Source organism: Aeromonas sp. 600276, from assembly GCF_049175815.1.
Lineage (GTDB): Bacteria > Pseudomonadota > Gammaproteobacteria > Enterobacterales > Aeromonadaceae > Aeromonas > Aeromonas dhakensis.
In genome coordinates, this window is the sequence record NZ_JAAKVU010000009.1 from 141,810 (window position 1) to 167,099 (window position 25,290).

Genomic DNA, 25,290 nt, shown 5'->3' on the forward strand with positions numbered 1-25,290 from the left:
GTGGTGATCAGCTGATCCCCTGTCATGACTCCCAGACGATGCTCTGGGAGGAGGACCAGGCGTCCCCCAGGTTTGCGTACTTCTGCTCCAGCAGGTGGCGACGGATCTTCATGGTGGGCGTCAGCACCCCGTTCTCGATGTTCCAGGGGCTCTTCACCACCAGGATGCCGCGAATTTTGGCATGGGACTCCAGCTGCTCGTTGACCCGGTTGCGGGCCGCCTCCAGCTGGGCATTGACCTGATTGCGATCCCCCTTCATGGCGTGTTCAGCCAGCTGTACCAGCGCCACCGGCTGCGGCATGCCATAGCCGATCACGCACAGCTGCTCGATGATGGGCTCCTGGCCCAGCAGCCCCTCGATGGGCACCGGCGCCACATACTTGCCCTTGGCGGTCTTGAACACGTCCTTCATGCGGCCGGTGATGGTGAGGTAGCCCTCCCGATCCAGCTTGCCCATGTCGCCGGTGTGCAGCCAGCCCTCTTCATCGATGGCCTCGCGGCTGTGCTCGGGATCCTTGTAGTAGCCCAGCATCATGCCCTCGCAGCGACAGAGGATCTCCCCCTCGTCTGAGATCTTGATGTTGACCCCGATCCCCGCCTTGCCGACCGTGCCTATCTTGTCGGCCCTGAACGGGTAGTTGATGGTGGAGTAGGCGTGGTTTTCGGTCATGCCCCAGGCTTCGGTCACCTGAAGGCCGATGCTCAGGTACCACTCAAGCAGGGCCGGCGACACCGGCGCCGAGCCGCAGCCAAGTACCCGCGCCTGATCCAGCCCCAGCCCCTTTTGCAGCTTGCGCTTGATAAGGCCCGAGACGAAGGGGATCTTGAGCAGCAGCGCCAGCTTCTGCTGAGGCAGCTTCTCGAGGATCTTGATACGGAACATGGCCCACAGCCGCGGTACCGAGATGAACACGGTGGGACGGCAGCGTTTGACGTCCTCGATGAAAGTATCGAGGGACTCGGGGAAGGCGATGGTGGCGCCGCCGTAGAGGCTGCCGCCGTAGATGTAGACCCGCTCTGTGATGTGGGCGAGCGGCAGATAGGAGAAACCGCGGTCGGACTGGGTCAGGCCCACCGTCTCCACCAACTTCTCGCATGACCAGGCGTAACGTTCGACGCTCAGCATGGCCCCTTTCGGCTTGCCGGTGCTGCCGGAGGTGTAGACCAGGCTCAGCAGGGCGTCAGGCGCCTGCACCGGGCTGTCCGGGATCGGCTCGTGGCGATCCAGCAGTTCGTCCCACTGGTGGGCCGCCGGCATGGTGTCATAGGGAAAAGCGATGCGCAGCAGATCGGCGGGCACCCCCGCCTCCTGGCTCTTCCAGTCATCGAGCTTGCCGACGAAAATGGCCTTGGCCTCGCTGTGGCGCAGCACGTATTCGATGGTGTCGACGTTGGCGGTGGGGTAGATGGGCACACTCACGTACTGCCCCATCTGCATGGCGAGATCGGCGATGAACCACTGGGCGCAGTTCTTGGAAAGCAGTGCCACCTTGTCGCCGGCCACCAGCCCCAGTTGACGCAGTGCCGTCACCATGCGGCGGGCCTCATCGGCCACTTCGCCCCAGGTGAAGTCCACGTATTCTCGGTTGATGGTTTGACGCAGATAGACTCTGTCAGGAGACTGCCGCTCCCAGTGATAGAGCATTTCGAGCGGCAGTTTATTGGCAATACGCGAGGAGGAAGCCATAGTTTAATCCCTGAAACAAAAGGCGAAACTTATTATTAACCTTTCACTAACCTCAGGGAAGAATAAACTTAAACTTCTGTTTGAACTGTGTAACCGATCAAGCTTCTGCCTGTTGTTGCAAACGAATCCACATCGCCTGCACCAGCTTCTCATCCTCTTCCGAGAGTTCACCCTGCAAAATGGCCTCGTTCAGGCTGCGCAGCACATAGCTCTTTACATCCCGCACTAGGGTCTTGCCTTCCAGCTCGGCCCGCGCCACCGCCAGCGAGATGTGGCCGCGCAGGTAGCCCCCGGCAAACAGCTCGTCATCGGTCGCCGTGGCCACCATGCTGTCTATCAGTCCCAACAACTTGTGCTCAAATTCATGAATCGTCATTTAACGCAGCCTCATTTTCCGGGATTGCCGGCAAAATAATTCGGGGGAGTGGAACCGCGATCCGGTTGATCGCGGCTCTCTGGCGCCAGGCCAGCCGCATCCTTGATGTCCTATTCCGGGTTGGCCACCGGGTAGATGACCTGATCCTTGTATCCCGTGGTGATCCGCAGATAACCACTTAACGACCGGTTCAGCGCCGGATCATCGGTATCCACCAGCAGCGGACGGCCATCGAGGGCTGCCAGCTTGGCTTTGGTGGCCAGGACCTGGATCTGGTCCCGCCCGACGGCCCGGATCACCTCTGGACTCAGTTGCTGATTTCCGCGCCCGAACAGATGTCCCTGACCGCCGATCAGGGTGATGATCAGCCGGCAGCGACGACCGCGGATCCGGGTCAGGATCTCGGCGGCGCAGAGATCCTGCCCGATAAGCCGGCCATTTTCCACCAGATCCACACCGAGCAGGGTATTTTCCAGACCCAGCTCTGTCATGCAGGCCGCCACCGTGCTGCCGGAGCCCATCAGATAGAGGGTATCGGGCTCCATCTGCTCGACCACACCGGCGGCGATGTCCGCCAGCACCAGCTCTTCGGACTCTCGTCCCCCCTGCTTGACCGCCTGCACGTAGCGCAGATCGCCGGGCACCTGCAGCTGGCCATAGTGGCGGGCGCGCACCTTGCCGGCGCGAAACGCCTCCTCGTCGATGTCCATCACCTCGGCATCCACCAGGCTCAGCAGCTCCCCTGCGATCATTCTGGCCGCCACCCGGCCGCTGGCGGCGGGGGTCACCCCGTACACCCCTGAGTGGATCTTGCAGCCAGCCGGGATCCCCAGCACATGGCACGACTCCCCCACCGCCGCACAGATGTCGCGCGCCGTGCCGTCACCGCCGGCAAACAGCAGCAGATCGACGCCGGCCTCGCGCAGCGCCAGCGCCGCCGCGCGGGTATCGGCCGCCGTGGTGGGCACAGTGGCGGGCTGGTAGACGATGCGACACGGCAGACCGAGCTCGCCGGCAAGCCCGGCCCCCATCTCCCCCGCCACCGTCAGCAACTCGAAACGCTCCGCCAGTTCACACAGTGGCAACAGCGCCTGACGAGCCCGCTCGCAAGCCTTGGGCACGGCGCCACGGGCCAGCGCCTCGGCCACCATGCCGTCACTGCCCTTGAGACCGACCGCGCCGCCGATGCCGGCGACCGGATTGATGATGAGTCCTAAACGAAACATATGTCCCTCCCGTTGGATGGTCGCCATTTTTATCTTTTCCAGCCACTGGGACAAGCCATAACCCCCTGCTAGAATGCGCGGTTTCAACCCTCAACCAAAGTTCAACCAAGGTTTCATCATGCTGGAATGGATTGCAGACCCCTCCGCCTGGGTCGCGCTCGCCACCCTGACCCTGCTCGAGATCGTGCTCGGCATCGACAACATCATCTTCATCTCCATCCTGGTCGGCCGCCTGCCGGAAGCCCAGCGCCAGAAGGCGCGGATCCTGGGCTTGGGTCTCGCCATGGGCACCCGCATCCTGCTGCTGCTATCGCTCGCCTGGGTGATGCGCCTCACCGAGCCGCTGTTCACCGTGCTGGGCGAGGCCATCTCGGGCCGCGATCTCATCCTGTTGCTGGGGGGCCTGTTCCTTATCGGCAAGAGTGCCCACGAGATCCACGCCACCCTGGAGGGGGCCGCCGAGCCCGAGAGCGTGAGCACGGCCGCCTCCGGCTTTATCAGCACCCTGATCCAGATCGCCATCCTCGACATCGTCTTCAGCCTGGACTCGGTCATCACGGCGGTGGGCATGGCGGATCACGTGCCGGTCATGGTGCTGGCCATCATGATCGCCGTCTTCATCATGATGTTTGCCGCCAAGGCCATCGGCGACTTCGTCGACAACCACCCCACCATCAAGATGCTGGCCCTCTCCTTCCTCACCCTGGTGGGCTTTGCGCTGATGGCCGAGGGGATGGATCTGCACATTCCAAAGGGCTACATCTACTTCGCCATGGCCTTCTCGCTGACGGTGGAGATGATCAACATCCGCCTGCGCAGTCATCACGACCGCGAGAAGCTCAAGCAGCAATAACGACGAGCCACAAAAAAGAGCGCCTGATGGCGCTCTTTTTGTATCTACACAACCGTGTCATTCATTGCTGATGACAATCGCCACGCGGCGGTTCTCGGCCCGACCGGCAGCCGTCTTGTTGTCGGCTATCGGATCGCGCTCGCCACGGCCCCGGATGTCCAGGTTGGCCTGCGGCATGCCGACCGAAACCAGCACATCGGCCACCGACTGCGCCCGCTTGTAGGAGAGCTGATCGTTGTAATCCGCCGCCCCGTTGGAGTCGGTATGACCATCGATCCGCGCCCGGTTCAAGCCCACTTCCAGCAGCGTCGTCCCCAGTTTTTCCACCACGACGCGCGTCTTGGGGGTCAGGGCATCCGCGTTGTTGGCAAACAGCACACGGTTGGAGAAGTCCAGAGTCCAACCCTCGTCGGTCAGGCGAAAGCCTTGCTCCTTGAGTACGGCGATCTGCTCTGCTGTGAGGCCGTGGGGAGCACTCTGGCAACCCATCAGCACGCTCAGCAGCAGACCGATCAAGCCGGTTTTCATCAGGACATGGATCTTCATTGTTATTTTTCCTCAGCAGAGACATCGAATTCCAGCTGCTCATGGAGTGCAAGCTCCCGACGCAGCCGTTTGGCTTGGTACATGGCATGGTCCGCCTGCTGCAGCAGATCGGCGGCACTCTGCCCCTGATCCGGATACAGCGCGACGCCAATGCTGACGGCCGCCACCAGCTGGCTGCCGTCCCCCAGTACCACGGGGTCCGCCATGGCCTGCTGGATGCGGGCAACCACATCCTCTGCCTCCTCCACCAGGGAGAGGGGGGTGAGCAGGATGGCAAACTCGTCGCCCCCCAGACGGCATACCAGATCCATCGGCCGCAGCTGATGTTGTACCCGTCTGGCCAGCGCGATCAGCACGTCATCCCCGGCGGCATGGCCCAGGGTGTCGTTGATCTGCTTGAAGCGATCACAATCGAGGTAGAGCAGCGCGAAGCGCTCGTCATGCAGCCGGCCCGTGGTGACCGCCTGATCCAGACGAGCCTCAAACAGAGCACGATTGGGCAAGCCGGTCAAGGCATCGTGAGTGGCCTGGTGCAACAGGCTGGCATTCTCCCGCCGCTGGTGGGCCTGCCAGGCCTCCAGCTCGTCGAGCAGGGAGTTGAAATCCTGACCGAGCTCGTGCAGCTCGGCGATGTTGGCCTCCGGCACCCGCATGGCGAGGATCCGCTGGCGGCTCACGCTGTGGGCCACCTGGGCCAGCTCCTTGAGCGGCGCCGTGAGGGAGTGTTGCATCCGGTGCGCCACATAGAGGGCCCCCAGGGTGCTGAGCACCAGGCAGAGCAGCATGGCCAGCAGGGTTTGCAGCAGGAACAACAACAGATACTGGCCGTGCCCCACCAGGTGGATGTGGGCAATCTCCATGCCCCCCCGCATCATGGGCTGATCCACCGGTCCCGGCAGGATGATCCGCGCCAGATACTGCTCAAGGCCGGACCAGGGGGTGCTCATGGCCCTGCTCCAGCTCGCCAGCAGCTGGCCACTCGGCAGATAGATGCTGGCCTGCGCCACGTCTTCGTGCGTGAGGATGGCCTCCAGTGCCTCCCGGGCCGCCTCCTCGTCGTGGAACACCACGGCCGCTTCGCTGGTATAGCCGATGGCGCGGGCGACCAGCTCCAGGTTGTGATCCGCATAGAGCCGCAGCGCCAGCAGGGCGATGCCGGTCAGCAGCAGACCGGCCATGCAGACCGCGGTCAGGGACGTCACCAGGTGGGTGCGTCCCAGACTCTGTCGCAAGGTGAGGCGCTGGGAGGGGGGGCGGAACAGACCTATCATGACCCCCCCTCATCGGCCTTGGCCAGTTTAAGCACCGCCGGATGCACCCGCACTCCGCTCCTGGCCAGGGCATCCAGATTGACCCTGAACCGGATCCGCTCCTTGCCGATCTGCAGGCAGAAGACGGCGTCGGCCACGCACTCGGAGCTGGATTCGCTGATGCTGAGGATGGGGTAGCCACGCAGCCGTTCAAACAACGGCAAGCGCCGCTCGGAGGAGAGCCCCCCCAGATAGAGCACGTCGCACTGGGGACCGATCGCCTCGTCATCGATTTCGTAGCGATGGACGCTGACCGGCCGGCCGTTGGCCTGCTGCTTGATGGAAAAGAGCGCGGTGGCGTACTCCGTCGGTGCCGCCACGCACAGGCGCAGTTCGCTCGGTTCATTCGGCCAGCGGGTATAGCTGAGAATGTCGAGCACAGTCTGGCGTACCTGCTCGGACCGCAGCTCGGCTGCGGTGAGCGGGGGCGACTCGCCGGAGAGGGCCAGCGTGCAAAACAGGGGCGCCAGCCAGACCAGGATCCTGAACAGTGAAAAAGTGTGCATCATGCCTGCGCTTACACCCGCCTCAGCAACCACACAGGGCACAGGCCCGAAGGGGGTGAGCCGGCAGGGGATAGTATGGAACTTGTCAGCAGCATGACAAGGCGCAGCCCGCAGAGCAAGGGGCTGACCGGGCTGGCGTCACAATAATGAAGAGGGCCCACCCCGGCGTGAGCCCTACGATAAGTTACATTCATGGGGTTACTTCTTGCTGATCCCGTATTCCCGCAGTTTGTTGGCGATGGCGGTGTGCGACACCCCCAGCCGTTTGGCCAGCTGACGGGTGGAGGGGAACGCCGGGTAGAGCCGCTCCAGCAGCCTGCTCTCGAAGCGTTTCACCGCCTCGTCCAGCCCCCCTTCGAACCACTCGTCGATGAGCGGCATGGCGTCGGCCGCCACCGGCAAGTCCACGTGCTCAGGGCCGATCTCGTCCCCTTCCAGCAAGGTCATGGCGCGATAGAGGCAGTTGCGCAGCTGGCGCACGTTGCCGGGCCAGCGGTAGGCGGTCAGGTATTCGGCCATGTTGCGGGTAAAGCGCGGGCGCGGACGCTGCAGTTCGCTGGCAAAGCGGGAGACGAACTGCTGGGCCAGCGCCATGATGTCCGCCTTGCGCTCGCGCAGCGGCGGCAGCGCCAGACTCAGCACGTTGAGGCGGTAGTAGAGATCTTCCCGAAACTTGCCCTCGTGCACCAGATCCAGCAGCTGCTTCTGGGTGGTGCAGATGAAGCGCACGTTGACCTTCACCTCCTGCTCGTCGCCGACCCGGCGGAACACGCCATCCTGCAGCACCCGCAGGAACTTGGTCTGCAGATGGGGGGACATGTCGCCGATCTCGTCCAGCATCAGGGTGCCGCCGCTGGCCAGCTCCAGTACCCCGCGCTTGCCCTCGGTGTTGTTGCCAAAGGCGCCGGGGGCATAGCCAAACAGCTCGCTCTCGGCCACGTTGTCCGGCATGGCCGCACAGTTGAGCGCCATGAAGGGGTGACTGGAGCGCAGGCTGGCACCGTGGCAGGCGCGGGCCAGCAGCTCCTTGCCGGTGCCGGTCTCGCCGACGATGAGCAGCGGCGCATCCTGCATCGCCAGCTTGCTCGCCTGGGCCAGCACCTGTTTCATCTTCTGGCTCTCGGCCTGCAGGTGCTCAAAGCCCCCCACTTCCACCGCGTGGAGCGCGCTGAAGTGCATGCCGACCCGGCGGGCGGACTTGAGCACCACCACGGCGCCAGCCAGGGCCTGCTTGCCCTTCTCCTCGGCCACGAACAGCGGCATCAGATCCGCCAGATACTCCTCGCCGCCGATGCTGAGCTTGCAGGTCTGCGGGCGGATCTCGCTCGCCTCCAGCCAGCGGCTGAAGGAGAAGCCCTTGACCAGGGAGCCGAGCGCCGCGCCGCGCACCTCCTCCACCGGCAGGGCCAGGGTGGTGAGGGCGGACTGGTTGGCCTGGGTCACCTTGCCCTTGGCATCGAGGGAGAAGACCAGATCCGGCAGCGCCTTGAGCAGCGCCTCAATCTCGTGGTGCTCTCGCTCGGAGGGCATGTAGGGGATGGTCTTGACGTCATAGACGCCGGGAATGCGGCGGATCTCCGGCATCAGGTGCTGGAAATCACGAAACTCCAGCTCGGGAAAGTTGAGATAGATGATGCCTGAGGTATCGATTTCGATGCCGCGCAGATCGATGTTGTGCTCCACCAGGCGGTCGAGCAGTTCCCGGGTCAAGCCCAGGCGGTCTTCACAGCTGACTTCAAGACGCATTCGGGACACACTTCCTAGCTAACTCTATGAATGACCGGATAATACAGACTCGATCCCGCCAGTGCGAGCGCCAGCCCATAAAAATGCGGGCCCGCCCCGTTTTCACCGGGCAGGCCCGCGTCATCTACAGGCGTTTATTTGAACGATTTGTCGGTGAGTGATGGCCTCTTCACTTCAGCAGCTCATCCGTGCGCGCCGCCATGATGAAGTCGTTGCGGTGCAAGCCACCTATCTTGTGGGTCCACCAGCTGACGGTCACCTTCCCCCATTCGGTGAGAATGGCGGGATGATGAAACTCCGCCTCCGCCAGTTCACCCAGCCGGTTGGTGAAGGCGAGCGCCTCCTTGAAGTTGCGGAAGGTGAATTCGCGCCGCAGCTGCAGCTCACCTTTTACCACCAGCGGCTGCCAGTCGGGGATGAGGCGCATCAGTTCGCTCAGCTCCTGCTCGCTCACCTTGGGGGCATCGGCGCGGCACGCTTCACACTGCTGGCTGGCCAGTTCGGACATGGGACTCTCCTTGTGTATCGATGAAAGGGGTGATCAACACCGGCGGGCGACTCAGCTCGCCTGCTTGTCGCCGGCCGGTGCAAAACGGGGGGGACGCAGCCCCAGACGGCGCGCCTCGGCCACCATGGCCATGATATCCTGCTCCGCCAGACGATAGAGCTCATCAAGCTCGGGCAGCACGAAATAGGTGGGCTGCATGATGTCGATGCGATACGGGGTGCGCAGCACCTCGATGGGATCAAAGGGTTGCAGTACCGGCTGGCTGCCGAGGGCATAGGCGGTCTCACCGATGGAGGAGAGAATGCCGCCACCGTAGATGCGAAGCCCCTTTGCCGTGGCCAGCAGGCCAAACTCCACCGTGAACCAGTAGAGCCGCGCCAGAAAGACCCGATCCTCCTTGCCGGCCCGCTGGCCGAGCTGGCCATAGACATGGGTGAAGTGGGCGAAAGCGGGGTTGGTCAGCATGGCGCAATGGCCGAAGATCTCGTGAAAAATGTCGGGCTCCTGCAGGTAATCGAGCTCGTCCCGGCGGCGAATAAAGGTGGCCACCGGAAACTGGCGGTTGGCCAGCAGGGCAAAGAAGCGGTCAAAGGAGATGAGCGCCGGCACCGCCGCCACCGACCAGCCGGTGGCCGGTTGCAGCACGGCGTTGATCTGGGCCAGCTGGGGGATCCGATCCCGGGGCAGGTCGAGCCGCGCCAGCCCGGCCTGGTACTCGTCACAGGCTTTGCCTTCGAGCGCCGCCAACTGGCGTGCGATCAGGATCTGCCAGGTGCCGTGCTCCTCGTCCGAGTAGTGGATCGTGCCCGCTTCGTCCGGCTGGTGGGCGGTGTAGAGACTTGCCATGGGTGACTCCATCCTCTGGGTTGCAACCCGCCATCCGGGCGGTGTGGCGCCATTGCGCGATGAGATCACTGTAACGGTTTGCCTCCCAAAAAAGCAGCCGACCCAGGGGTCGGCTGCCGTGGACAATTGTAAATAATTTGTGACAACCACAATCGAGCCCCTGGCCTGGTGCTCACCCCTTGTTGAGGTAGCCCGCCAGCTGACCGATCAGCCGCTTGCGCAGCTCTCCCAATCTCGGTTTCTCGTCCGCACACCAGGGCAGCGGGCGGCACGCCTCTATGGTGCGCAGGCCGAGCCGGGCAGTGAGCAGCCCGGCCCCCACCCCTTGCGCGGCGCGGGCGGAGAGCTTGGCGGTGAGCTCGGCCCCCAGCAAATCCATCCCCACCTCGGTCACCAGCTCGGTGGCGCCGGCGTAGAGCATGTTGCGAAACACCTGACGGATGAGGCGAATGCGGCTCCAGTAGCCGAGCTCGATGGCGTAGACGTCGGCGATGTCCTCGATCATCCGCAAGTTGCGCCACAGCATCAGCATCATGTCGACGGTGGCGAGCGGGCTCAGGGCCACCAGCACGGCAGCCTCCCCCGACCATTTGGCCACCCGCGCCTGGGCCAGCTTGTCGCGCTCACCGAGCACCAGCTGGCTGTAGAGGGTCAACACCTCCCGATCGTTGTGGCTCTCGTCGATCTGGGCCAGCCAGGTTTGATACCCCTCGCGCCCCTTGTCACCGCTGCGCTCGGCCAGCCCTTCGCAAAACCCCTGACCCTGGCCGACCCCCTGATGGGCCAGCAGATCCTCGGCCCGCGAGCGCACATCCTGGCGCCGCCTGAGGGTGCGCAGCCGCAGCCACTCGCGCCCCACCACCCCGGCGGTGCCCGCCGCCACCAGCGCCGAAGCCGCCAGCCAGGCGCCGCCCCAAAGCGGGGTGGTGAGAAACTGCTCGTAGAGAAAGGCGCCGTACTGGCCCAGAGAGAGCAGGCCGACCGCTCCCAGCCCCCAGGCCAGCAGCCGATGACGGCGGCGCGGCTTGATGACGAGGGCACTCTCCACCTCGGTGAGCTCTTCCAGCTCATCGAGGCGCTCGAAGCTCGCCTCCTCCAGTCGCTGGGCCGGTGCCGGCGCCCGCTCTTCACCGGCTGTCGTCAAGGTGGGCTCCAGGATCACCTTGCCTTGCAGCGGCGGCTGCGCTTTTGTATGATCGTTCATCGCTTCTCCTGAAAACCGTCTTCTGGGTGCGGCGCTGGCAACAAACCCGGGCCGCACACCCTTATTCGAGGTGATCCCCGAGCAGAAACTCCAGCGCCGCATCGAGCCGGATATGGGGCAGCGCCTGATGGGCGCTCATGGGCAGCGGGCGAAAGGCCTGAAAATCAAAGCCCTGCTTGTTCCACCACTGCGCAGGCGGGATATGGGATGGCACCTCACCCGGAAACAGCAACAGCGGCTCACCCGAGAGGCTGGTGCCACGGATGGCGGGGAACTCGCGGCCATCGGCCATCCCCTTGCCCACCTCGGTCGCCTTGATGGCGGCGAGCGCCAGACACTCGGTGGTAATCCCCTCAAAACGGGCCTGGCCGCGGCCGCTGCGCACCAGGTGTTGCAGCAGGGAGACCAGGGGGCCGTGCTGCTCCGGGGTGACGTGATCGGCCTTGCTCGCCACGAACAACAGCTTGTCGATGCGCGGCGAGAAGAGCCGCCGCCACCAGTTGCTCTTGCCGTAGGCAAAGCTCTCCATGATGCGGGCGATGGCCTGCTGCATGTCGCCAAAGCTGGCCGCCCCGGCGTTGAGGGGCTGCAGGCAATCCACCAGCACGATCTGGCGATCGAAACCGGCGAAGTGCTGCTCATAAAAACCCTGCACCAGATGCTGCTTGTACTGCTCGAAGCGCTGCTTGAGGGTGGCGTAGAGGGTCCCCTCGGCGGGCTCGCCGGCAGGTTTGTCCCACACCCAGGGCACGAACTGCAGTATGGGGGCACCGGCATACTCCCCCGGCAGCACGAAGCGGCCGGGCTGGATCAGGTGCAGCCCCAGCTCACGCTTGCAGGCGTGCAGATAATCGGTGTAGCGCTCGGCGAGCTGGGCCACCGGCCGCTCCTCGAAGCCCTGCTCCGCCTGCCATGCGGGTGCCAGCCAGCCGGCGGCCAGGGTCTGCAGCTCGGGGCGGCACAGCTGCTCGCGCACCTGCTCGCTCCACTGCTCGTAGCTCATCTCAAGCAGCGGCAGGTCGAGCAGCCACTCCCCGGGGTAGTCCACCAGATCCACGTAGAGGGTGGAGATCTCCCCCAGGTGCTTGCGCAGGGGGTGACGGGTGCGATAGCGGATTTCCAGGCGCACCTCGGCCACCCCGCGGGTCGGCTCCGGCCAGGCCGGCGGATCGCCAAACAGAGAGTCGAGGCCGCGCTCGTAGGGGAAGGTGGGAATGTGGGCATTTTGCTGGGGCACCCGGCGAGCGCCGAGGATGCGCCCCTGGCGCAGGGCATCCCACAGGGGCAGACGGCCATCGATGGCCGCGTGTTCCAGCTGGTTGACCAGCGCCGTGATAAAGGCCGTCTTGCCGCTGCGAGAGAGGCCGGTCACCGCCAGCCGGATGTGGCGATCCCGGACCCGGTTCACCACGTCGCTTGCCTTGTGTTGCAGGCGATTGAATTGCTGTTCCAGTTTATTGAGTATCAAGGCTTGTTCTGTTCTCCCATACCAACCTGGCGAAGCGGGTGGCAGGCAGCACCACCCTCCTCATGATCCCCGCCCGCCTCCCCTGCCATCAGAGGCAAGTCCAGGCCGGCGGGGCCATCGTACCGCTCAGGCCTTACAAGTTGCGAAACTCCCGTTGCAGGGTGAACTCCTTGGAGGTCACCAGCTTCTCGATGCGCTGCACCCTGGGCTCCAGCGCATCCAGCTCCTGGCCGATGCGGGCAAGGGCCTGATGAGGCGTGACGCCTGCCTGCCAGCTGCGCGCCTTCATCCGCACCTCGGCAAAGTCGGCATCCTCCTGGGCGTAAAGGGTGACCGGCTTCTTGTCGAGCAGAAACCAGGCAGCGACGTAGGCGGTGAAGGTGATGAAACCGGCGAAGATGAGGCCGCTGATGGCCAGCAACCGCACGATCCAGGTCTCCACCCCGAAGTACTCTGCCAGACCGGCACAGACCCCGGCTATCTTGCCGCGCTGGGGGTCACGATAGAGGTTGCGCCCCTCTTTGCTCCACTGTGTCATACCTTGTTTCTCCAGCCCGGGACTTCCGCATCCAGAATCGACTCCAGAGCGCCCACCCGCTCTTGCATCTTCTCGGCACGCACCAGCAAGCCCTGCAGCTGTTCACGCTCGCCATCGGCAAGACCGGCGCCAATGCGCCCCTTGGCGCGGTAGTGCAGCACCAGCCAGATGGGGGCCACCACTACCATGAAGACCACCATGGGAACCATCAACACACCCAGCAGATCTTCCATCTGTTATTCTCCCTGTTTCGGCGTGGTGTCGCTCTGGCCCAGCTTCTGGCGCATGGCTTCCAGCTCTTTGCTTATCTGATCGTCGGCTTCCAGCTCGGCAAACTGCTGGGCCAGCGCCTTGTCGGACTGCCCCAGATCGGCGCGGGCCTCCATCTCGTCGATGCGGCGCTCCATGCGTTCGAACTTGCTCACCACCGCCTGGCTGTCGCCACGGGCCACCTGGCTCTGCACGTTGAGACGGCTGCTGGCCGCTTCGGTGCGAATGGCCATCGCCTTCTGGCGGGCACGGGCATCTTCCAGCTTGGCTTCCAGTTGACGGATCTCCTCCCCCAGCTTCTCGATGCCGCTGTCCACCGCCTGCTGCTCACGCAACAGGGAGTCGGCCAGCTCGGCCTGCTTCTTCTTCTCGATAAGCGCCGCGCGGGCCAGGTCTTCCCGCTCCTTGCTCAGGGCCAGCTCGGCCTTGCCCTGCCACTCGGCGACCCGCTCCTGATGGCGGGCGACCTGGCGGCCGATCTCTTTCTGGTTGGCGAGGAAGCGGGCCAGGTTGGAGCGCTCCTTCACCAATTCGTCTTCCATCTCCTGGATGATCAGGCGCACCATCTTCTGAGGATCTTCTGCTTTGTCGAGCAGGGCCGTCAGGTTGGAATTGATGATGTCGGCCAGGCGGGAAAAAATACTCATGATTGTACTCCTGTGGTTGGCATACGTTGTTTCTCCATTGACAATGGCAACTTGTGTGCCAATCTGGAACAGAATTTAACTTGTTGATTTATATGGGGCTGCTCGATCGCATTTCAAGAGGCACCACACAAGTAATGATTAGAATCACCAACTTTTGGTAAGATTGACCAGCTTTCACCGACTCACGGGGATGACTATGACCACGGCCACGGAAAGCCTGTTGGGGGAATCCAACGCATTTCTCGAGATCATTGAGCAGGCCTCCCGCCTGGCGCCGCTGCGCAAGCCCGTGCTGATCATCGGCGAACGGGGTACCGGCAAGGAGCTGATCGCCCACCGCCTACATTATCTCTCGGCGCGCTGGGATCAAAGCTTTGTCACCGTCAACTGCGCCACCCTGAGCGAGAGCCTGCTGGAGACCGAGCTGTTCGGCCACGAGGCGGGCTCCTTCACCGGCGCCGCCAAACGTCACCAGGGTCGCTTCGAGCGGGCCGATGGCGGCACGCTCTTCCTTGACGAGCTGGCCACCACCAGCGCCCGGGTGCAGGAAAAACTGCTGCGGGTCATCGAGTACGGCGAGTTCGAGCGGGTGGGCGGCGCCAAGGCCCTCAAGGTGGATGTGCGGCTGGTGTGCGCCACCAACGAGGATCTGCCGGCGCTGGCCGACAAGGGGCAATTTCGCCACGATCTGCTCGACCGGCTCGCCTTCGACGTCATCACCCTGCCCCCCCTGCGGGAGCGGCGCGACGATATTCTGATGCTGGCGGAGCACTTCGCCCACGGCATGACCCGGGAGCTCGGCTATCCGCTGTTTGCCGGCTTCTCGCGCAAGGCGACCCAGCTGCTGCTGGACTACCCCTGGCCCGGCAACGTGCGGGAGCTGAAAAACGTGGTGGAGCGCAGCATCTACCGCCAGGGCAACCCCCAGTTGCCGCTGGCCGAGCTGGTGCTCAACCCGTTCGATTCCCCCTGGCGACCCTTGGCTCGCACCGACACCGCCGCGGCGCAGCCGAGCGAGGCGCAACCGGCGCCCGTCGCGGCCACTGCCACCTTGCCGCTGGACCTCAAACAGGCGGTGGCGGGCTACGAGATTAATTTACTCAAGCAAGCGTTGCAGCAATCCCAGTATAATCAGCGCAAAGCCGCCCAACTGCTGGCCCTGAGCTATCACCAGTTCCGCGGCATGCTGCGCAAATACCAGCTGCTGGACAGTGACAACGATGCGGATTAATAACCCGGGCAGCCCGTGCCAGAGCGGCTCCCACCCCTTGCCGGCCCCGTCGCCGGCAACTTCGTATAAAAACATGGTTCGACAATGAGAATGCTCAAACCCCTGCTGCTTGGTGTGCTGGTGCTGCTCACCGGTTGTCACAAACAGGATGACGCGTCCAGAACGGGACTCATCTATTGTGCGGAAGGCTCGCCCCAGACCTTCAATCCCCAGGTCTCCAACTCGGGGGTGACCCTGGATGCCAGCTCGCGCCCCCTCTATGACCGCCTGCTGGAGGTGAACCCCAACACCCTGGCGCTCGAAGGCGGACTCGCCACCCGCTGGCAGGTGAGCGAGGATGGCCTCTCCTATACCCTGACCCTGCGCCAGGGGGTGACCTTTCACCACACGCCCTGGTTCAACCCCTCCCGCCCCCTCAACGCCGACGACGTGGTGTTCACCTGGCAGCGGCTGCTCAACAAGCTGCACCCCTATCACGAGGTGTCCGGCGGCGAGTACCCCTACTTCTACAGCCTGGGGCTGGATCAGCTGATCAAGCGGGTCTACCGGAAGGGGGCCGATAACGTCGTGTTCGAGCTCAACCGGCCGGACGCCTCCTTCCTCGCCACCCTGGCCAGCGACTACGCCATCGTACTCTCCGCCGAGTATGCCGAGCAGTTGCAAAAGGCCGGCACCCCGGGGCTCATCGACAGCCGCCCGGTGGGCACAGGGCCGTTCAGCTTCAAGGAGTATCGCCACAACGAATACGTGCGCTACCTGCGTCACCCCGGTTACTGGGGCGGCGAGGCCAAGATTGAGCAGCTCATCTACGACATCACCCCCAAATCATCCAAGCGGCTGGCCAAGCTGCTGACCGGCGAGTGCGACGTGATGAGTACCCCCTCCGCCAGCCAGCTGTCGGTGATCGACAAAGATCCCGACCTCAGCCTGGCGGTGCAGTCCGGCATGAACGTCGCCTTCCTCGCCCTCAACACCCGCAAGGCACCGTTCAACAAGGTGCAGGTGCGCCAGGCCATCGCCAGCGCCATCAACATCGACAACCTGCTGCAGGCGGTCTATTTCGAGACGGGTCAGCCCGCCAACAGCCTGCTGCCGCCGCTCTCCTGGGGTTACAACCCCTCCCTGCCGATGCGCCAGCCGGATCTCAAGCGGGCGCGCCAACTGCTCAAGGAGGCGGGACTGGCGCAAGGCTTCGAGATGCAGGTGCTGGTGCAGCCGGGCTCGCGCGCCTACAACCCGGATGCCCTCAAGACCGCCCAGCTGATGCGAAGCGATCTGGCCAAGATCGGCATCAAGCTCAAAATCGTGCAGCAGGAGTGGCCGGTCATCGAGGCCCGCCTCGCCCAGGGCCAGTACGACAGTCTGCTCTCCGGCTGGATCGCCGACAACGCAGACCCGGACAACTTCTTTCGCCAGCTGCTGAGCTGCGCCGCCGTCGAGCGCGGCAACAACTACAGCCGCTGGTGCAGCCCGGCATTTGATCAGCTGCTGGACGACGCGGTGACCACGCCCCAGCTGGCGTTCCGGCTGCGCAACTACTATTACGCCCAGACCCTGCTCAACGAACAGATGCCGCTCATTCCGCTGGCCCATGCCCTGCGTACCCAGGTCAGCCGCAGCGACATCGAGGGGCTCTCCCTGATGCCCTTTGGCGGCACCGTCTTCAACCAGGCCTATCGGGAGTAAGCATGTTTCTCTATATCCTGCGTCGCATCAATCTGCTGCTCATCACCCTGCTGGCGCTGACCTTCGTCGCCTACCTGCTGGACGTGCGCCTCATCGGCCAGCAGGCCAGCTTCTGGAGCGGTTACCCCGACTTCCTGCGCCGCATTCTGGACGGGGATCTGGGGCTCTCCAGCGTCTCCGGCCTGCCGGTGCTGGACGAGATTCGTCACTACTTCCCCGCCACCCTGATCCTCTGCGGGGCGGCCTTCGCCATCTCGCTGCTGGTGGGCATCCCGCTCGGCACCCTGGCGGCCCTCTCCCAGGGCAAGCCGCTCGATCTCACCATCATGACCGCCGGCCTCATCGGTTACGCGGTGCCGGTGTTCTGGCTGGCGCTGCTGGTGGTGATGTTCTTCTCGCTGGAGCTGGGCTGGCTGCCCGCCTCCGGTCAGATCAGCCTGCTCTATGACGTGCCCTCCATCACCGGCATCGCCCTCATCGACGTCTTGATGAGCCACGAGCCCTGGCGCCAGGCCGCCCTGCACGACGCCCTGCGCCACCTGATCCTGCCCTCGCTGGTGCTGGCGGTGGTGCCCACCACCGAGGTGATCCGCCACGTGCGCAGCTCCCTCATCGACGTGATGAAGCAGAACTACATCAAGGCGGCGGCCAGCCGCGGCCTCTCCCGCCGCCAGATCGTCTGGCGTCATGGCCTCAAGAACGCCCTGCCGCCGGTGCTGCCGCTGCTGGGCCTGCAGTTGGGCAGCGTGCTCACCTCCGCCATGATCACCGAGGTGGTGTTCGAGTGGCACGGCATCGGCCGCTGGCTCATCAACAGCATCGCCCTGCAGGACTACGCCGCCATCCGCGGTGCCACCCTGGTGGTGGCCAGCTTCGTCATCTTCATCAGCGTCAGCACCGAGCTGCTCACCACCATCATCTACCCGGCGCGGCGCAAAGAACTCTATGCAAAACAAGACTGAACGTGCTCATGGCATGACCCGGAGCCAGGAATCCTATGCAAGACAAGACTAGCCTCTACCCCGAGCTCAAGATCCTCTCGCCGCTGGAGCAGACCTGGGCCTCCTATCGCCGCAATCCGCTGGCGATGGCAGGGCTCTGGTGCTTCGTGATCCTGCTGCTCATCACCCTGCTCGGCCCGCTGGTGGTGCCCTACGGCATCGACGAGCAGCACAGCTCCCGCTTGCTGCTGGCCCCCTCCTGGGCCAACAGCGGCAACATCGACTACTTCCTCGGCACCGACGATCTGGGCCGCGACATCCTCTCCCGGCTGGTAGTCGGCGCCAGGCTCACCTTTGGCAACGCCCTGCTGGTGGTGGTGATCGCCATGGTGGTGGGCACCGCCATCGGCATCCTCGGCGGCATGAGCAAGGGGCTCAAGTCGAGCGTGCTGCACCACCTGCTCGATACCCTGCTCTCCATCCCCTCCCTGCTGCTGGCCATCATCATGGTGGCCATCCTGGGGCCGGGTCTGTTCAATACCCTGATCGCCATCACCCTGGCGCTGATCCCGCCCTTCATCCGGGCCACCTACAACGCGGTCCATACCGAGATGCAGAAGGAGTACATCATCGCCAGCCGGCTCGACGGCTCGCCCCCCTTGCGGATCATGCGCCTCGCCATTTTGCCGAACATCGTCGAGACCCTGGTGGCCCAGACCACCCGCACCCTGTCGGCGGCCATCCTCGACATTTCGGCGGTGGGCTTTCTCGGCCTCGGCGCCCAGTCACCGCAACCGGAATGGGGCGCCATGCTGGCGGACTCCAGCGACCTCATCTATCTCGCCCCCTGGACCGTGACCCTGCCGGGCATGGCCATCCTGTTCAGCGTGCTGGTCACCAACCTGGTTGGTGAAGGCATTCGCGAAGCACTCAAAGAGGGGAACGACTGATGCAACGCTCTGTGCCCAAGATAGGCATGCTCACCCTTGTCCCCCGCCAATTCCTGTACGGCGTGCAGGTCAACCCATCGCTGGTTGGCGAAGGCATTCGCGAAGCACTCAAAGAGGGGAACGACTGATGCCGCTGCTCGACATACGCAACCTCACCATCGAGATCGACACCCCGCAGGGCAAGGTCAAGGCGGTGGACAAAGTGAGCCTGACCCTGGCCGAGGGGGAGATCCGCGGCCTGGTGGGAGAATCCGGCTCCGGCAAGAGCCTGGTGGCCAAGGTGATCGTCGGCATCCAGAAGGACAACTGGACGGTGCGCGCCGACCGGATGCGCTTCAACGACATGGACCTGCTGACCATGGCGCCCCGCGAGCGGCGCCGCATCATGGGCCGCGAGATCGCCATGATCTTCCAGGACCCCATCAGCTGTCTCGACCCCTCCGAGGAGATCGGCACCCAGCTGGAAGAGGCAATCCCCACCGACTCGTTCGAGGGGCAGTTCTGGCAGCGCTTCCAGTGGCGCAAGAAGAAGGCCATCGCCTTGCTGCACCGGGTCGGCGTCAAGGATCACCGCAAGGTGATGCGGGCCTACCCTCACGAGCTGTCGGACGGCATGTGCCAGAAGGTGATGATCGCCATGGCCATCGCCAACCAGCCGCGCCTGCTGGTGGCGGACGAGCCCACCAGCGCCATGGAGTCCACCACCCATTCGCAGATCCTGCGGCTGCTGGACAAGATGAACAAGCTGGGCAACACCACCATCCTCATCATCAGCAACGACATCGCCGCCATCGCCAACCTGACCGACACCATCAACGTGATGTATTGCGGCCAGATGGTGGAGGTGGGCACCCGGGAGCAGATCCTGGAGACCCCGCACCACCCCTACACCGATGCGCTGCTCAAGTCGATCCCCGACTTTGACAAGCTGGTGCGCCACAAGTCGCGCCTCGAGACCCTGCCCGGCGTCATTCCGCCGCTGCAGCACCTGCCCATCGGTTGCCGGCTCGGCCCCCGCTGCCCCTACGCCCAGAAGCAGTGCGTGCAGACGCCGCTGATGAGCAAGATCAAGGGGCACCAGTTCAGCTGCCACTTCCCGCTGAACATGGAAGAGCCCAAGAAGTGACGTCAATTTCGTATCAGTGCGTGACAGCGAGCCCTGTCACCAAGGAGTCAGGACAGTGATCGAACCCTCTCTGCTGCAGGTCCGGGGCCTGTGCAAGACCTATCAGAACCGTACCGGCCTGTTTCGACGCCGGGCGGTGGAAGCCATCAAGCCGCTCTCCTTTGATCTCGAGGTGGGCCAGACCCTGGCCATCGTCGGCGAGGCCGGCTCCGGCAAGAGCACCCTGGCCCGCATTCTGGCGGGCATGATAGAGCCGAGCGGTGGCGAGATCGCCATCGAGGGGCAGCCGATGATCCACGGCGACTATCAGACCCGCTGCAAGCTGCTGCGGATGATCTTCCAGGATCCCAACTCCTCCCTCAATCGCAAGATCCGGGTCGGCCAGATCCTGGAGACGCCGCTGCGCCTCAACACCGAGATGACCGAGGAGGAGCGCCGCGAGAAGGTGATACAGACCCTGCGCATGGTGGGCATGCTGGCGGATCACGCCCTCTTCTACCCGCAGATGCTCTCCGCCGGCCAGCAGCAGCGGGTGGCGCTGGCGCGCGCGCTGATCCTCAACCCCAAGATAGTGGTGGCCGACGAGGCGCTCTCTACCCTGGATATCTCGGTGCGCTCCCAGATCATCAACCTGCTGCTGGAGATGCAGGAGACCATGGGGCTCAGCTATGTGCTGGTGGCCAACGATCTGGGGGTGGTGAGCCACATCAGCGACGAGGTGCTGGTGATGCACGAAGGGCGGGTGGTGGAGCGCGGCAAGACCCTCAAGGTGTTCGCCGATCCCCAGCATGAGGTGACCCGCCGCCTCATCCAGAACTACGACAACGAATACCGCCGCTGAGCCCTGCCCGGCGGCCTGCCGCCGGCCCTTTCCCACTTTTCCGCTGCCCCGAAAATGAGACAAAAAAATCCCGGCTCAGGGGCCGGGAATTGCGCTCAAAAATGAATGCGTCGCTCGTAGTAGGAACGCTGCAATGGTAGGCAGCCCCCTTCGCGTCAACAACTGTCAGATCTGACAGGAAGACCGCTATGGAACCTGAACTGCGGATCCGGCGAGCGGATCAGCTCCGCCTCTACCTGGCCGAAGAAGGCCACCCGCTCGCTGATGTCCTCCCCCGCATATTGCTCGGCCAGCGCCAGATAATCCTGATAGTGGCGCGCCTCTGAGCGCAGCAGGGAGACGTAGAAGCGACCCAGCTCCTCATCCAGATGGGGTGCCAGCTTGGCAAACCGCTCACAGGAGCGCGCCTCTATGTAGGCGCCGATGATCAGCTTGTCGACTATGGTGGCGGGCTCGTGGGTGCGCACGTGCTGCATCAGGTTGCGCGCATAGCGGGAGGCGGTCACCGGGCCGTAGGGAATGTCACGGGCGGCCATCAGCTCCAGCACCTGCTCGAAGTGGTGCAGCTCCTCCTGAATGAGCCGCACCATGGGAAACAGCAGCGGATTGCGAGAGAGCTCCTCGAACACGGTGCGATCGGTCTCTCCCATGGTCCGCTTGCCCAAGATCTCGGCCTTCTCCGGAATGGCGTCTAGCTCCCGATAGAACTCCAGCTTGGGCAGCAGATGTCGCTTGCCCTTGGGCAGGCAGTAGCGGCGCACCAGGCTGTGGGCGGTGAGCGCAGCCTTGTTTTCGCAGTTGGCGTGATCGATGAGCAGGGTCGGCAGCTGGGCGGGATCCCGCGCCATCTCGATCCACGCATCCGGGGTCTCGCAGTGCAAAAACTGGCGCACGGGGGCTAGCAGGTCATCCATCTGAACTCTCGTCTGGTCGGGTTGATACGGCGGCGGCCCATGCTAGCGGATCCCGCCGCCACTGCCCATAGCTGCGGCTACAAACGCTGCTTTTTCAAGCAGATGCAGAGCCCTTTTTGGCAAGCGGAAACAACAATGGGGGCCTTGGCCCCCATCTCGTTGCAACACCTCAGCATGGAAAACGTTTAACTGCCTTCGTTAAAAATTTCCAGGTTGCTGGTGCCTTCCTGCCACTCGCGCACCGCCTTGTTGTCATCGCTGCGCATGGCGTTGAGGTGGTCGAGGTAGGACTGATCCACGTCGGAAGTGACGTAGTGGCCGTTGAACACCGAGGTCTCGAAGTGACGCAGCTCGGGGTTGATCTCCCGCACCGCCGCTTCCAGATCTTCCAGATCCTGGAAGATGAGGCCATCGGCGCCAATGAGCTTGCACACCTCTTCCACTTCCCGGCCGTGGGCGATCAGCTCGTTGGCGGTGGGCATGTCGATGCCATAGACGTTGGGGAAGCGAATTTCCGGTGCCGCCGAGGCGAAGTAAACCTTGGCCGCCCCCGCTTCACGGGCCATCTGGATGATCTGCTCGGAGGTGGTACCGCGCACTATGCTGTCATCCACCAGCAACACCTTCTTGCCCTTGAACTCGGAGCTGATGGCGTTGAGCTTGCGACGTACCGACTTCTTGCGCTGGGTCTGGCCCGGCATGATGAAGGTACGGCCGATGTAGCGGTTCTTCACGAAGCCCTGCCGGTACGGCAGATCCAGGGTGTGGGCGATCTCCAGCGCCACGTCGCAGGAGGTCTCGGGGATGGGGATGACCACGTCCACGTCGAGATCTTCCCACTCGCGGGCGATCTTCTGACCCAGCTTGCGACCCATGTTGAGGCGAGCGGCATAGACCGACACCTTGTCGATGCACGAATCAGGGCGAGCGAAGTAGACGTACTCGAAGATGCAGGAGCTCATCTGCGGGTTCTCCGCACACTGCTCGGAGAAGAGCTGGCCCTGCTCGGTGATGTAGATGGCCTCGCCCGGGGCGATGTCGCGCACCGTCTCGAAACCGATGGCATCGAGCGCCACGCTCTCGGAGGCGAGCATGTACTCCACCTGCCCCTGCTCGTCGACCCGGCGACCCAGGATCAGCGGGCGAATGCCGTTGGGATCGCGAAAGCCGATGAGACCGTGGCCGATCACCAGGGAGACCACCGCATAGGCGCCGCGGATCTGCTGATGCACCTTGCGCACCGCAGCGAAGATGTCCTCCGGTTGCAGGGCCATCTTGTCGCAGCGATCCAGCTCGTGGGCCAGCACGTTCAGCAGCACTTCGGAATCCGAGGTGGTGTTGATGTGGCGGCGGGCCACCTTGAACTGCTGCTCCTTGAGCTCCTTGGCGTTGGTGAGGTTGCCGTTGTGGGCCAGCACCATGCCGTAGGGAGAGTTCACGTAAAAAGGCTGGGCTTCAGCGGCACTGGAGCTGCCTGCGGTGGGATATCTGACATGTCCTATGCCGATATGCCCTTTCAGGCGCTGCATGTGACGCACTTCAAACACGTCCTTCACCAGGCCGTTGGCCTTGCGTTGCCGGAAGTTTCCACTGTCAATGGTCACGATCCCGGCGGCATCCTGTCCCCTGTGCTGCAACACCGTCAAGGCGTCGTAGAGGGCCTGATTGACGGGGGTGGTGCCAACTATACCGACAATACCACACATGTCTTTGCTACCTCGAAGTCACTATACCTGTTTAAGAAAACTCGATGAGTTCAGCATGAACCCGAAGAACCACTGGATGACCGGCTTGAACTCGGGCACCAGCTTGGATGCCACCCACCAGTCGCTCTGGGAGAGGCTGGTGAAGGTATCCATGAAAAAAAGCAGGGCACTGACGATCAGTACCCCGCGAATTGCGCCAAAACAGATGCCGAGCACCCGGTCGGTGCCGGACAGCCCCGTCTTGTCTACCAGCAGCCCCACCACGTAGTTGACCACGCTGCCCAGGATCAGGGTCGCCACGAACAGGGCGGCGATGGCCAGGCCGTTGCGCACCAGCGGGTCGCTGAACGAGGTGAAGTAGATGGCGAGATCCGAATAGAAATGGCTGGCGATGAAGAAGGCGACGAACCAGGTGACGAGAGACATGGCCTCCTTGACGAAGCCGCGCACCAGGCTGATGAGAGCAGAGAAACCGACGATGCCGATGATGGCGTAATCAATCCAGACCATAGAAAAAGATGTCCTGCGAAATTGCGGCGCAGTCTAACAAAAACGATTGCGCAATGCTTGATAAAATTGTGTTACATGTTCAAAGAGACGCCGGCAACGCAGATTTATTCACGATAAAAACGGTTGACCGGCGCCAGAATGCACAACGCCATGGCATGCCATGGCGTTGTCGTCTGCAATGAGCGCTTACCCGATGTGGGTCAGGCCGCCCATGTAGGATTGCAGCGCAGCCGGGATGGCGATGCGGCCATCTTCCTGCTGGTAGTTCTCCAGCACGGCCACCAGGGTGCGACCCACCGCCAGGCCGGAGCCGTTCAGGGTGTGCAGCAGCTGCGGCTTGCCGTCGATGCGCACGCGAGCCTGCATACGGCGTGCCTGGAAGTCGGTGCAGTTGGAGACGGAGGAGATCTCGCGATAGGTGTTCTGGGCCGGCAGCCACACTTCCAGATCGTAGGTCTTGGCAGCGCAGAAGCCCATGTCACCGGTGGAGAGTGCCATCACGCGATACGGCAGCTCCAGCAGTTGCAGTACCTTCTCGGCGTGACCCACCATCTCTTCCAGCGCGTCCCAGGATTTTTCCGGGTGCACCAGCTGTACCATCTCGACCTTGTCGAACTGGTGCATGCGGATGAGACCGCGGGTGTCACGGCCGTAGGAGCCCGCTTCGGAGCGGAAGCAGGGGCTGTGGGCGGTCATCTTGATGGGCAGTTCCTGCTCGTCGAAGATCTCGTCGCGGGCCATGTTGGTGAGCGGCACTTCGGAGGTCGGGATCAGGGAGAACTTGCGAACCTTGCCCTCTTCTTCCCCTTCACCTTCGATGCCGGTATTGAAGAGATCCTGAGAGAACTTGGGCAGCTGACCGGTGCCGTACAGGCTGTCAGGGTTGACCAGGTAGGGCACGTAGCACTCGGTGTAACCGTGCTGCAGGGTGTGCAGGTCCAGCATGAACTGGGCCAGAGCGCGGTGCAGGCGGGCGATCTGGCCCTTCATCACCACGAAACGGGAACCGGAGAGCTTGACGCCGTTCTTGAAGTCGACGCCCTTGGCCGCTTCACCCAGATCGATGTGATCGCGCACCTGGAAGCTGAACTCGCGCGGGGTACCCCAGCGACGCACTTCCACGTTGTCGTTCTCGTCACGACCGACCGGAGTGCTGTCGCTCGGCAGGTTGGGGATGGCGTCGGCGATGGTCTTCAGCTCGGCCAGCAGGGCATCCAGCTCGACCTTGCTGGTCTCGAGCTCTTCGTTGATCTTGGAAACGATGGCCTTGAGCGGGGCAACATCTTCGCCGCGACGGGCAGCCTCACCGATGGATTTGGAGCGGGCGTTGCGCTCGGCCTGCAGCTCCTGGGTACGGGACTGCAGATCCTTGCGTTTCTCTTCCAGAGCATTGACAGCCGCTACGTCCAGAGCGTAGCCACGTGTCGCCAGACGAGCGGCGGCATCTTCGATGTCGCTGCGCAGATATTTGGGATCCAGCATGGTTTACCTACTTTTTTAAAATGGGATCTGGGCCTGAGTCATCATGACGGGCTGGGAAACAGATCCGGAAGTTAACATCGGTTGGCACACCCCTGTCGTCTTTTTGCATCGGGCCAACAAGAGCAAGCCTTCGAAATCAAGAAGATGGCACCAGGCCAAGACAAGCGGGGTC

26 protein-coding genes are annotated in these 25,290 nt (G+C 63.4%); 8 read left to right on the forward strand and 18 right to left on the reverse strand.

The genetic code is table 11. The features are described from left to right. Positions 1 to 22 precede the first annotated feature (22 nt). From G5134_RS11260 to G5134_RS11270, 3 genes are all read right to left on the reverse strand, one after another. Complete coding sequence (locus G5134_RS11260; RefSeq protein WP_010634196.1) at positions 23 to 1,687, reverse strand: AMP-binding protein; 1,665 nt, start codon at positions 1,685 to 1,687, stop codon at positions 23 to 25. A gap of 97 nt (positions 1,688 to 1,784) precedes the next feature. After that, entirely contained in the window at positions 1,785 to 2,063 is a 279-nt protein-coding gene (locus tag G5134_RS11265; RefSeq protein ID WP_005300108.1) for a YfcL family protein, read from the reverse strand. A gap of 110 nt (positions 2,064 to 2,173) precedes the next feature. Continuing rightward, positions 2,174 to 3,289, reverse strand: coding sequence for an ATP-NAD kinase family protein (locus tag G5134_RS11270; RefSeq protein WP_065017760.1), 1,116 nt, complete (start codon positions 3,287 to 3,289; stop codon positions 2,174 to 2,176). 118 nt (positions 3,290 to 3,407) lie between these two features. Here G5134_RS11270 and G5134_RS11275 point away from each other — a divergent pair, with 118 nt between their 5' ends. Then, positions 3,408 to 4,142: a TerC family protein gene (locus G5134_RS11275; protein ID WP_026141382.1), complete on the forward strand. Its 735-nt coding sequence runs from the start codon at positions 3,408 to 3,410 to the stop codon at positions 4,140 to 4,142. Between the two features lie 57 nt (positions 4,143 to 4,199). Here G5134_RS11275 and G5134_RS11280 read toward each other — a convergent pair whose 3' ends face one another. The 11 genes from G5134_RS11280 to pspA form a co-directional block, all read right to left on the reverse strand. After that, the gene (locus tag G5134_RS11280; protein ID WP_005300102.1) at positions 4,200 to 4,688 is read right to left on the reverse strand and encodes an OmpA family protein; all 489 of its coding nucleotides are present in this window, start codon (positions 4,686 to 4,688) and stop codon (positions 4,200 to 4,202) included. 2 nt (positions 4,689 to 4,690) lie between these two features. Continuing rightward, the gene (locus tag G5134_RS11285) at positions 4,691 to 5,959 is read right to left on the reverse strand and encodes a diguanylate cyclase domain-containing protein (protein WP_017765502.1); all 1,269 of its coding nucleotides are present in this window, start codon (positions 5,957 to 5,959) and stop codon (positions 4,691 to 4,693) included. Next, on the reverse strand, positions 5,956 to 6,507 hold the full coding sequence (locus G5134_RS11290; protein WP_065017761.1) for a YfiR family protein: 552 nt from the start codon (positions 6,505 to 6,507) through the stop codon (positions 5,956 to 5,958). Before G5134_RS11290 ends, G5134_RS11285 begins: the two co-directional genes overlap by 4 nt. A 195-nt stretch (positions 6,508 to 6,702) precedes the next feature. Further along, positions 6,703 to 8,250 (reverse strand): transcriptional regulator TyrR, encoded by a 1,548-nt coding sequence (gene tyrR / locus G5134_RS11295; RefSeq protein WP_010634201.1) that lies wholly within the window; start codon positions 8,248 to 8,250, stop codon positions 6,703 to 6,705. 169 nt (positions 8,251 to 8,419) lie between these two features. Beyond that, positions 8,420 to 8,758: a 4a-hydroxytetrahydrobiopterin dehydratase gene (locus G5134_RS11300; protein ID WP_005300093.1), complete on the reverse strand. Its 339-nt coding sequence runs from the start codon at positions 8,756 to 8,758 to the stop codon at positions 8,420 to 8,422. A 51-nt stretch (positions 8,759 to 8,809) separates the two neighbouring features. Beyond that, entirely contained in the window at positions 8,810 to 9,604 is a 795-nt protein-coding gene (gene phhA / locus G5134_RS11305) for a phenylalanine 4-monooxygenase (RefSeq protein ID WP_065017762.1), read from the reverse strand. A gap of 172 nt (positions 9,605 to 9,776) precedes the next feature. After that, the gene (locus G5134_RS11310) at positions 9,777 to 10,808 is read right to left on the reverse strand and encodes a YcjF family protein (protein WP_065017763.1); all 1,032 of its coding nucleotides are present in this window, start codon (positions 10,806 to 10,808) and stop codon (positions 9,777 to 9,779) included. Between the two features lie 61 nt (positions 10,809 to 10,869). Next, positions 10,870 to 12,276, reverse strand: coding sequence for a YcjX family protein (locus tag G5134_RS11315; RefSeq protein WP_065017764.1), 1,407 nt, complete (start codon positions 12,274 to 12,276; stop codon positions 10,870 to 10,872). A gap of 133 nt (positions 12,277 to 12,409) precedes the next feature. Next, positions 12,410 to 12,814, reverse strand: coding sequence for an envelope stress response membrane protein PspC (pspC, locus tag G5134_RS11320; protein WP_005300085.1), 405 nt, complete (start codon positions 12,812 to 12,814; stop codon positions 12,410 to 12,412). Next, positions 12,811 to 13,047: an envelope stress response membrane protein PspB gene (pspB, locus tag G5134_RS11325; RefSeq protein ID WP_005300084.1), complete on the reverse strand. Its 237-nt coding sequence runs from the start codon at positions 13,045 to 13,047 to the stop codon at positions 12,811 to 12,813. Before pspB ends, pspC begins: the two co-directional genes overlap by 4 nt. 3 nt (positions 13,048 to 13,050) lie before the next feature. Then, the gene (gene pspA / locus G5134_RS11330; protein ID WP_005300077.1) at positions 13,051 to 13,731 is read right to left on the reverse strand and encodes a phage shock protein PspA; all 681 of its coding nucleotides are present in this window, start codon (positions 13,729 to 13,731) and stop codon (positions 13,051 to 13,053) included. Between the two features lie 196 nt (positions 13,732 to 13,927). On the opposite strand from pspA, the gene pspF reads away from it, so the two are divergent. The 7 genes from pspF to G5134_RS11365 all read left to right on the forward strand — a co-directional run bounded on the left by pspF (position 13,928) and on the right by G5134_RS11365 (position 20,506). After that, positions 13,928 to 14,962, forward strand: a complete 1,035-nt coding sequence (gene pspF, locus G5134_RS11335) for a phage shock protein operon transcriptional activator (RefSeq protein WP_065017765.1) — start codon at positions 13,928 to 13,930, stop codon at positions 14,960 to 14,962. A 90-nt stretch (positions 14,963 to 15,052) separates the two neighbouring features. Next, complete coding sequence (gene sapA / locus G5134_RS11340) at positions 15,053 to 16,648, forward strand: ABC transporter substrate-binding protein SapA (RefSeq protein ID WP_010634207.1); 1,596 nt, start codon at positions 15,053 to 15,055, stop codon at positions 16,646 to 16,648. Between the two features lie 2 nt (positions 16,649 to 16,650). Beyond that, complete coding sequence (locus tag G5134_RS11345) at positions 16,651 to 17,610, forward strand: ABC transporter permease (RefSeq protein ID WP_005300071.1); 960 nt, start codon at positions 16,651 to 16,653, stop codon at positions 17,608 to 17,610. A 35-nt stretch (positions 17,611 to 17,645) separates the two neighbouring features. Continuing rightward, positions 17,646 to 18,539 (forward strand): ABC transporter permease subunit, encoded by an 894-nt coding sequence (locus G5134_RS11350; RefSeq protein WP_005300069.1) that lies wholly within the window; start codon positions 17,646 to 17,648, stop codon positions 18,537 to 18,539. Beyond that, positions 18,539 to 18,667, forward strand: coding sequence for a hypothetical protein (locus tag G5134_RS11355; protein WP_264082790.1), 129 nt, complete (start codon positions 18,539 to 18,541; stop codon positions 18,665 to 18,667). The genes G5134_RS11350 and G5134_RS11355 overlap by 1 nt, the downstream gene beginning before the upstream one ends. Next, positions 18,667 to 19,665, forward strand: coding sequence for an oligopeptide/dipeptide ABC transporter ATP-binding protein (locus G5134_RS11360; RefSeq protein ID WP_005300065.1), 999 nt, complete (start codon positions 18,667 to 18,669; stop codon positions 19,663 to 19,665). Before G5134_RS11355 ends, G5134_RS11360 begins: the two co-directional genes overlap by 1 nt. Before the next feature lie 55 nt (positions 19,666 to 19,720). Further along, a complete protein-coding gene (locus G5134_RS11365) occupies positions 19,721 to 20,506 on the forward strand; it encodes an ATP-binding cassette domain-containing protein (RefSeq protein WP_017779988.1) in 786 nt (261 codons plus the stop codon). A 155-nt stretch (positions 20,507 to 20,661) separates the two neighbouring features. On the opposite strand, the gene miaE is transcribed toward G5134_RS11365, so the two are convergent. From miaE to serS, 4 genes are all read right to left on the reverse strand, one after another. Continuing rightward, positions 20,662 to 21,420, reverse strand: coding sequence for a tRNA isopentenyl-2-thiomethyl-A-37 hydroxylase MiaE (gene miaE, locus G5134_RS11370; protein WP_005300062.1), 759 nt, complete (start codon positions 21,418 to 21,420; stop codon positions 20,662 to 20,664). A 185-nt stretch (positions 21,421 to 21,605) separates the two neighbouring features. Beyond that, positions 21,606 to 23,126: an amidophosphoribosyltransferase gene (purF, locus tag G5134_RS11375; RefSeq protein WP_005300060.1), complete on the reverse strand. Its 1,521-nt coding sequence runs from the start codon at positions 23,124 to 23,126 to the stop codon at positions 21,606 to 21,608. 21 nt (positions 23,127 to 23,147) lie between these two features. Next, a complete protein-coding gene (locus tag G5134_RS11380; RefSeq protein WP_065017767.1) occupies positions 23,148 to 23,636 on the reverse strand; it encodes a CvpA family protein in 489 nt (162 codons plus the stop codon). 186 nt (positions 23,637 to 23,822) lie between these two features. Next, entirely contained in the window at positions 23,823 to 25,118 is a 1,296-nt protein-coding gene (gene serS, locus G5134_RS11385; RefSeq protein ID WP_065017768.1) for a serine--tRNA ligase, read from the reverse strand. Positions 25,119 to 25,290 lie beyond the last annotated feature (172 nt).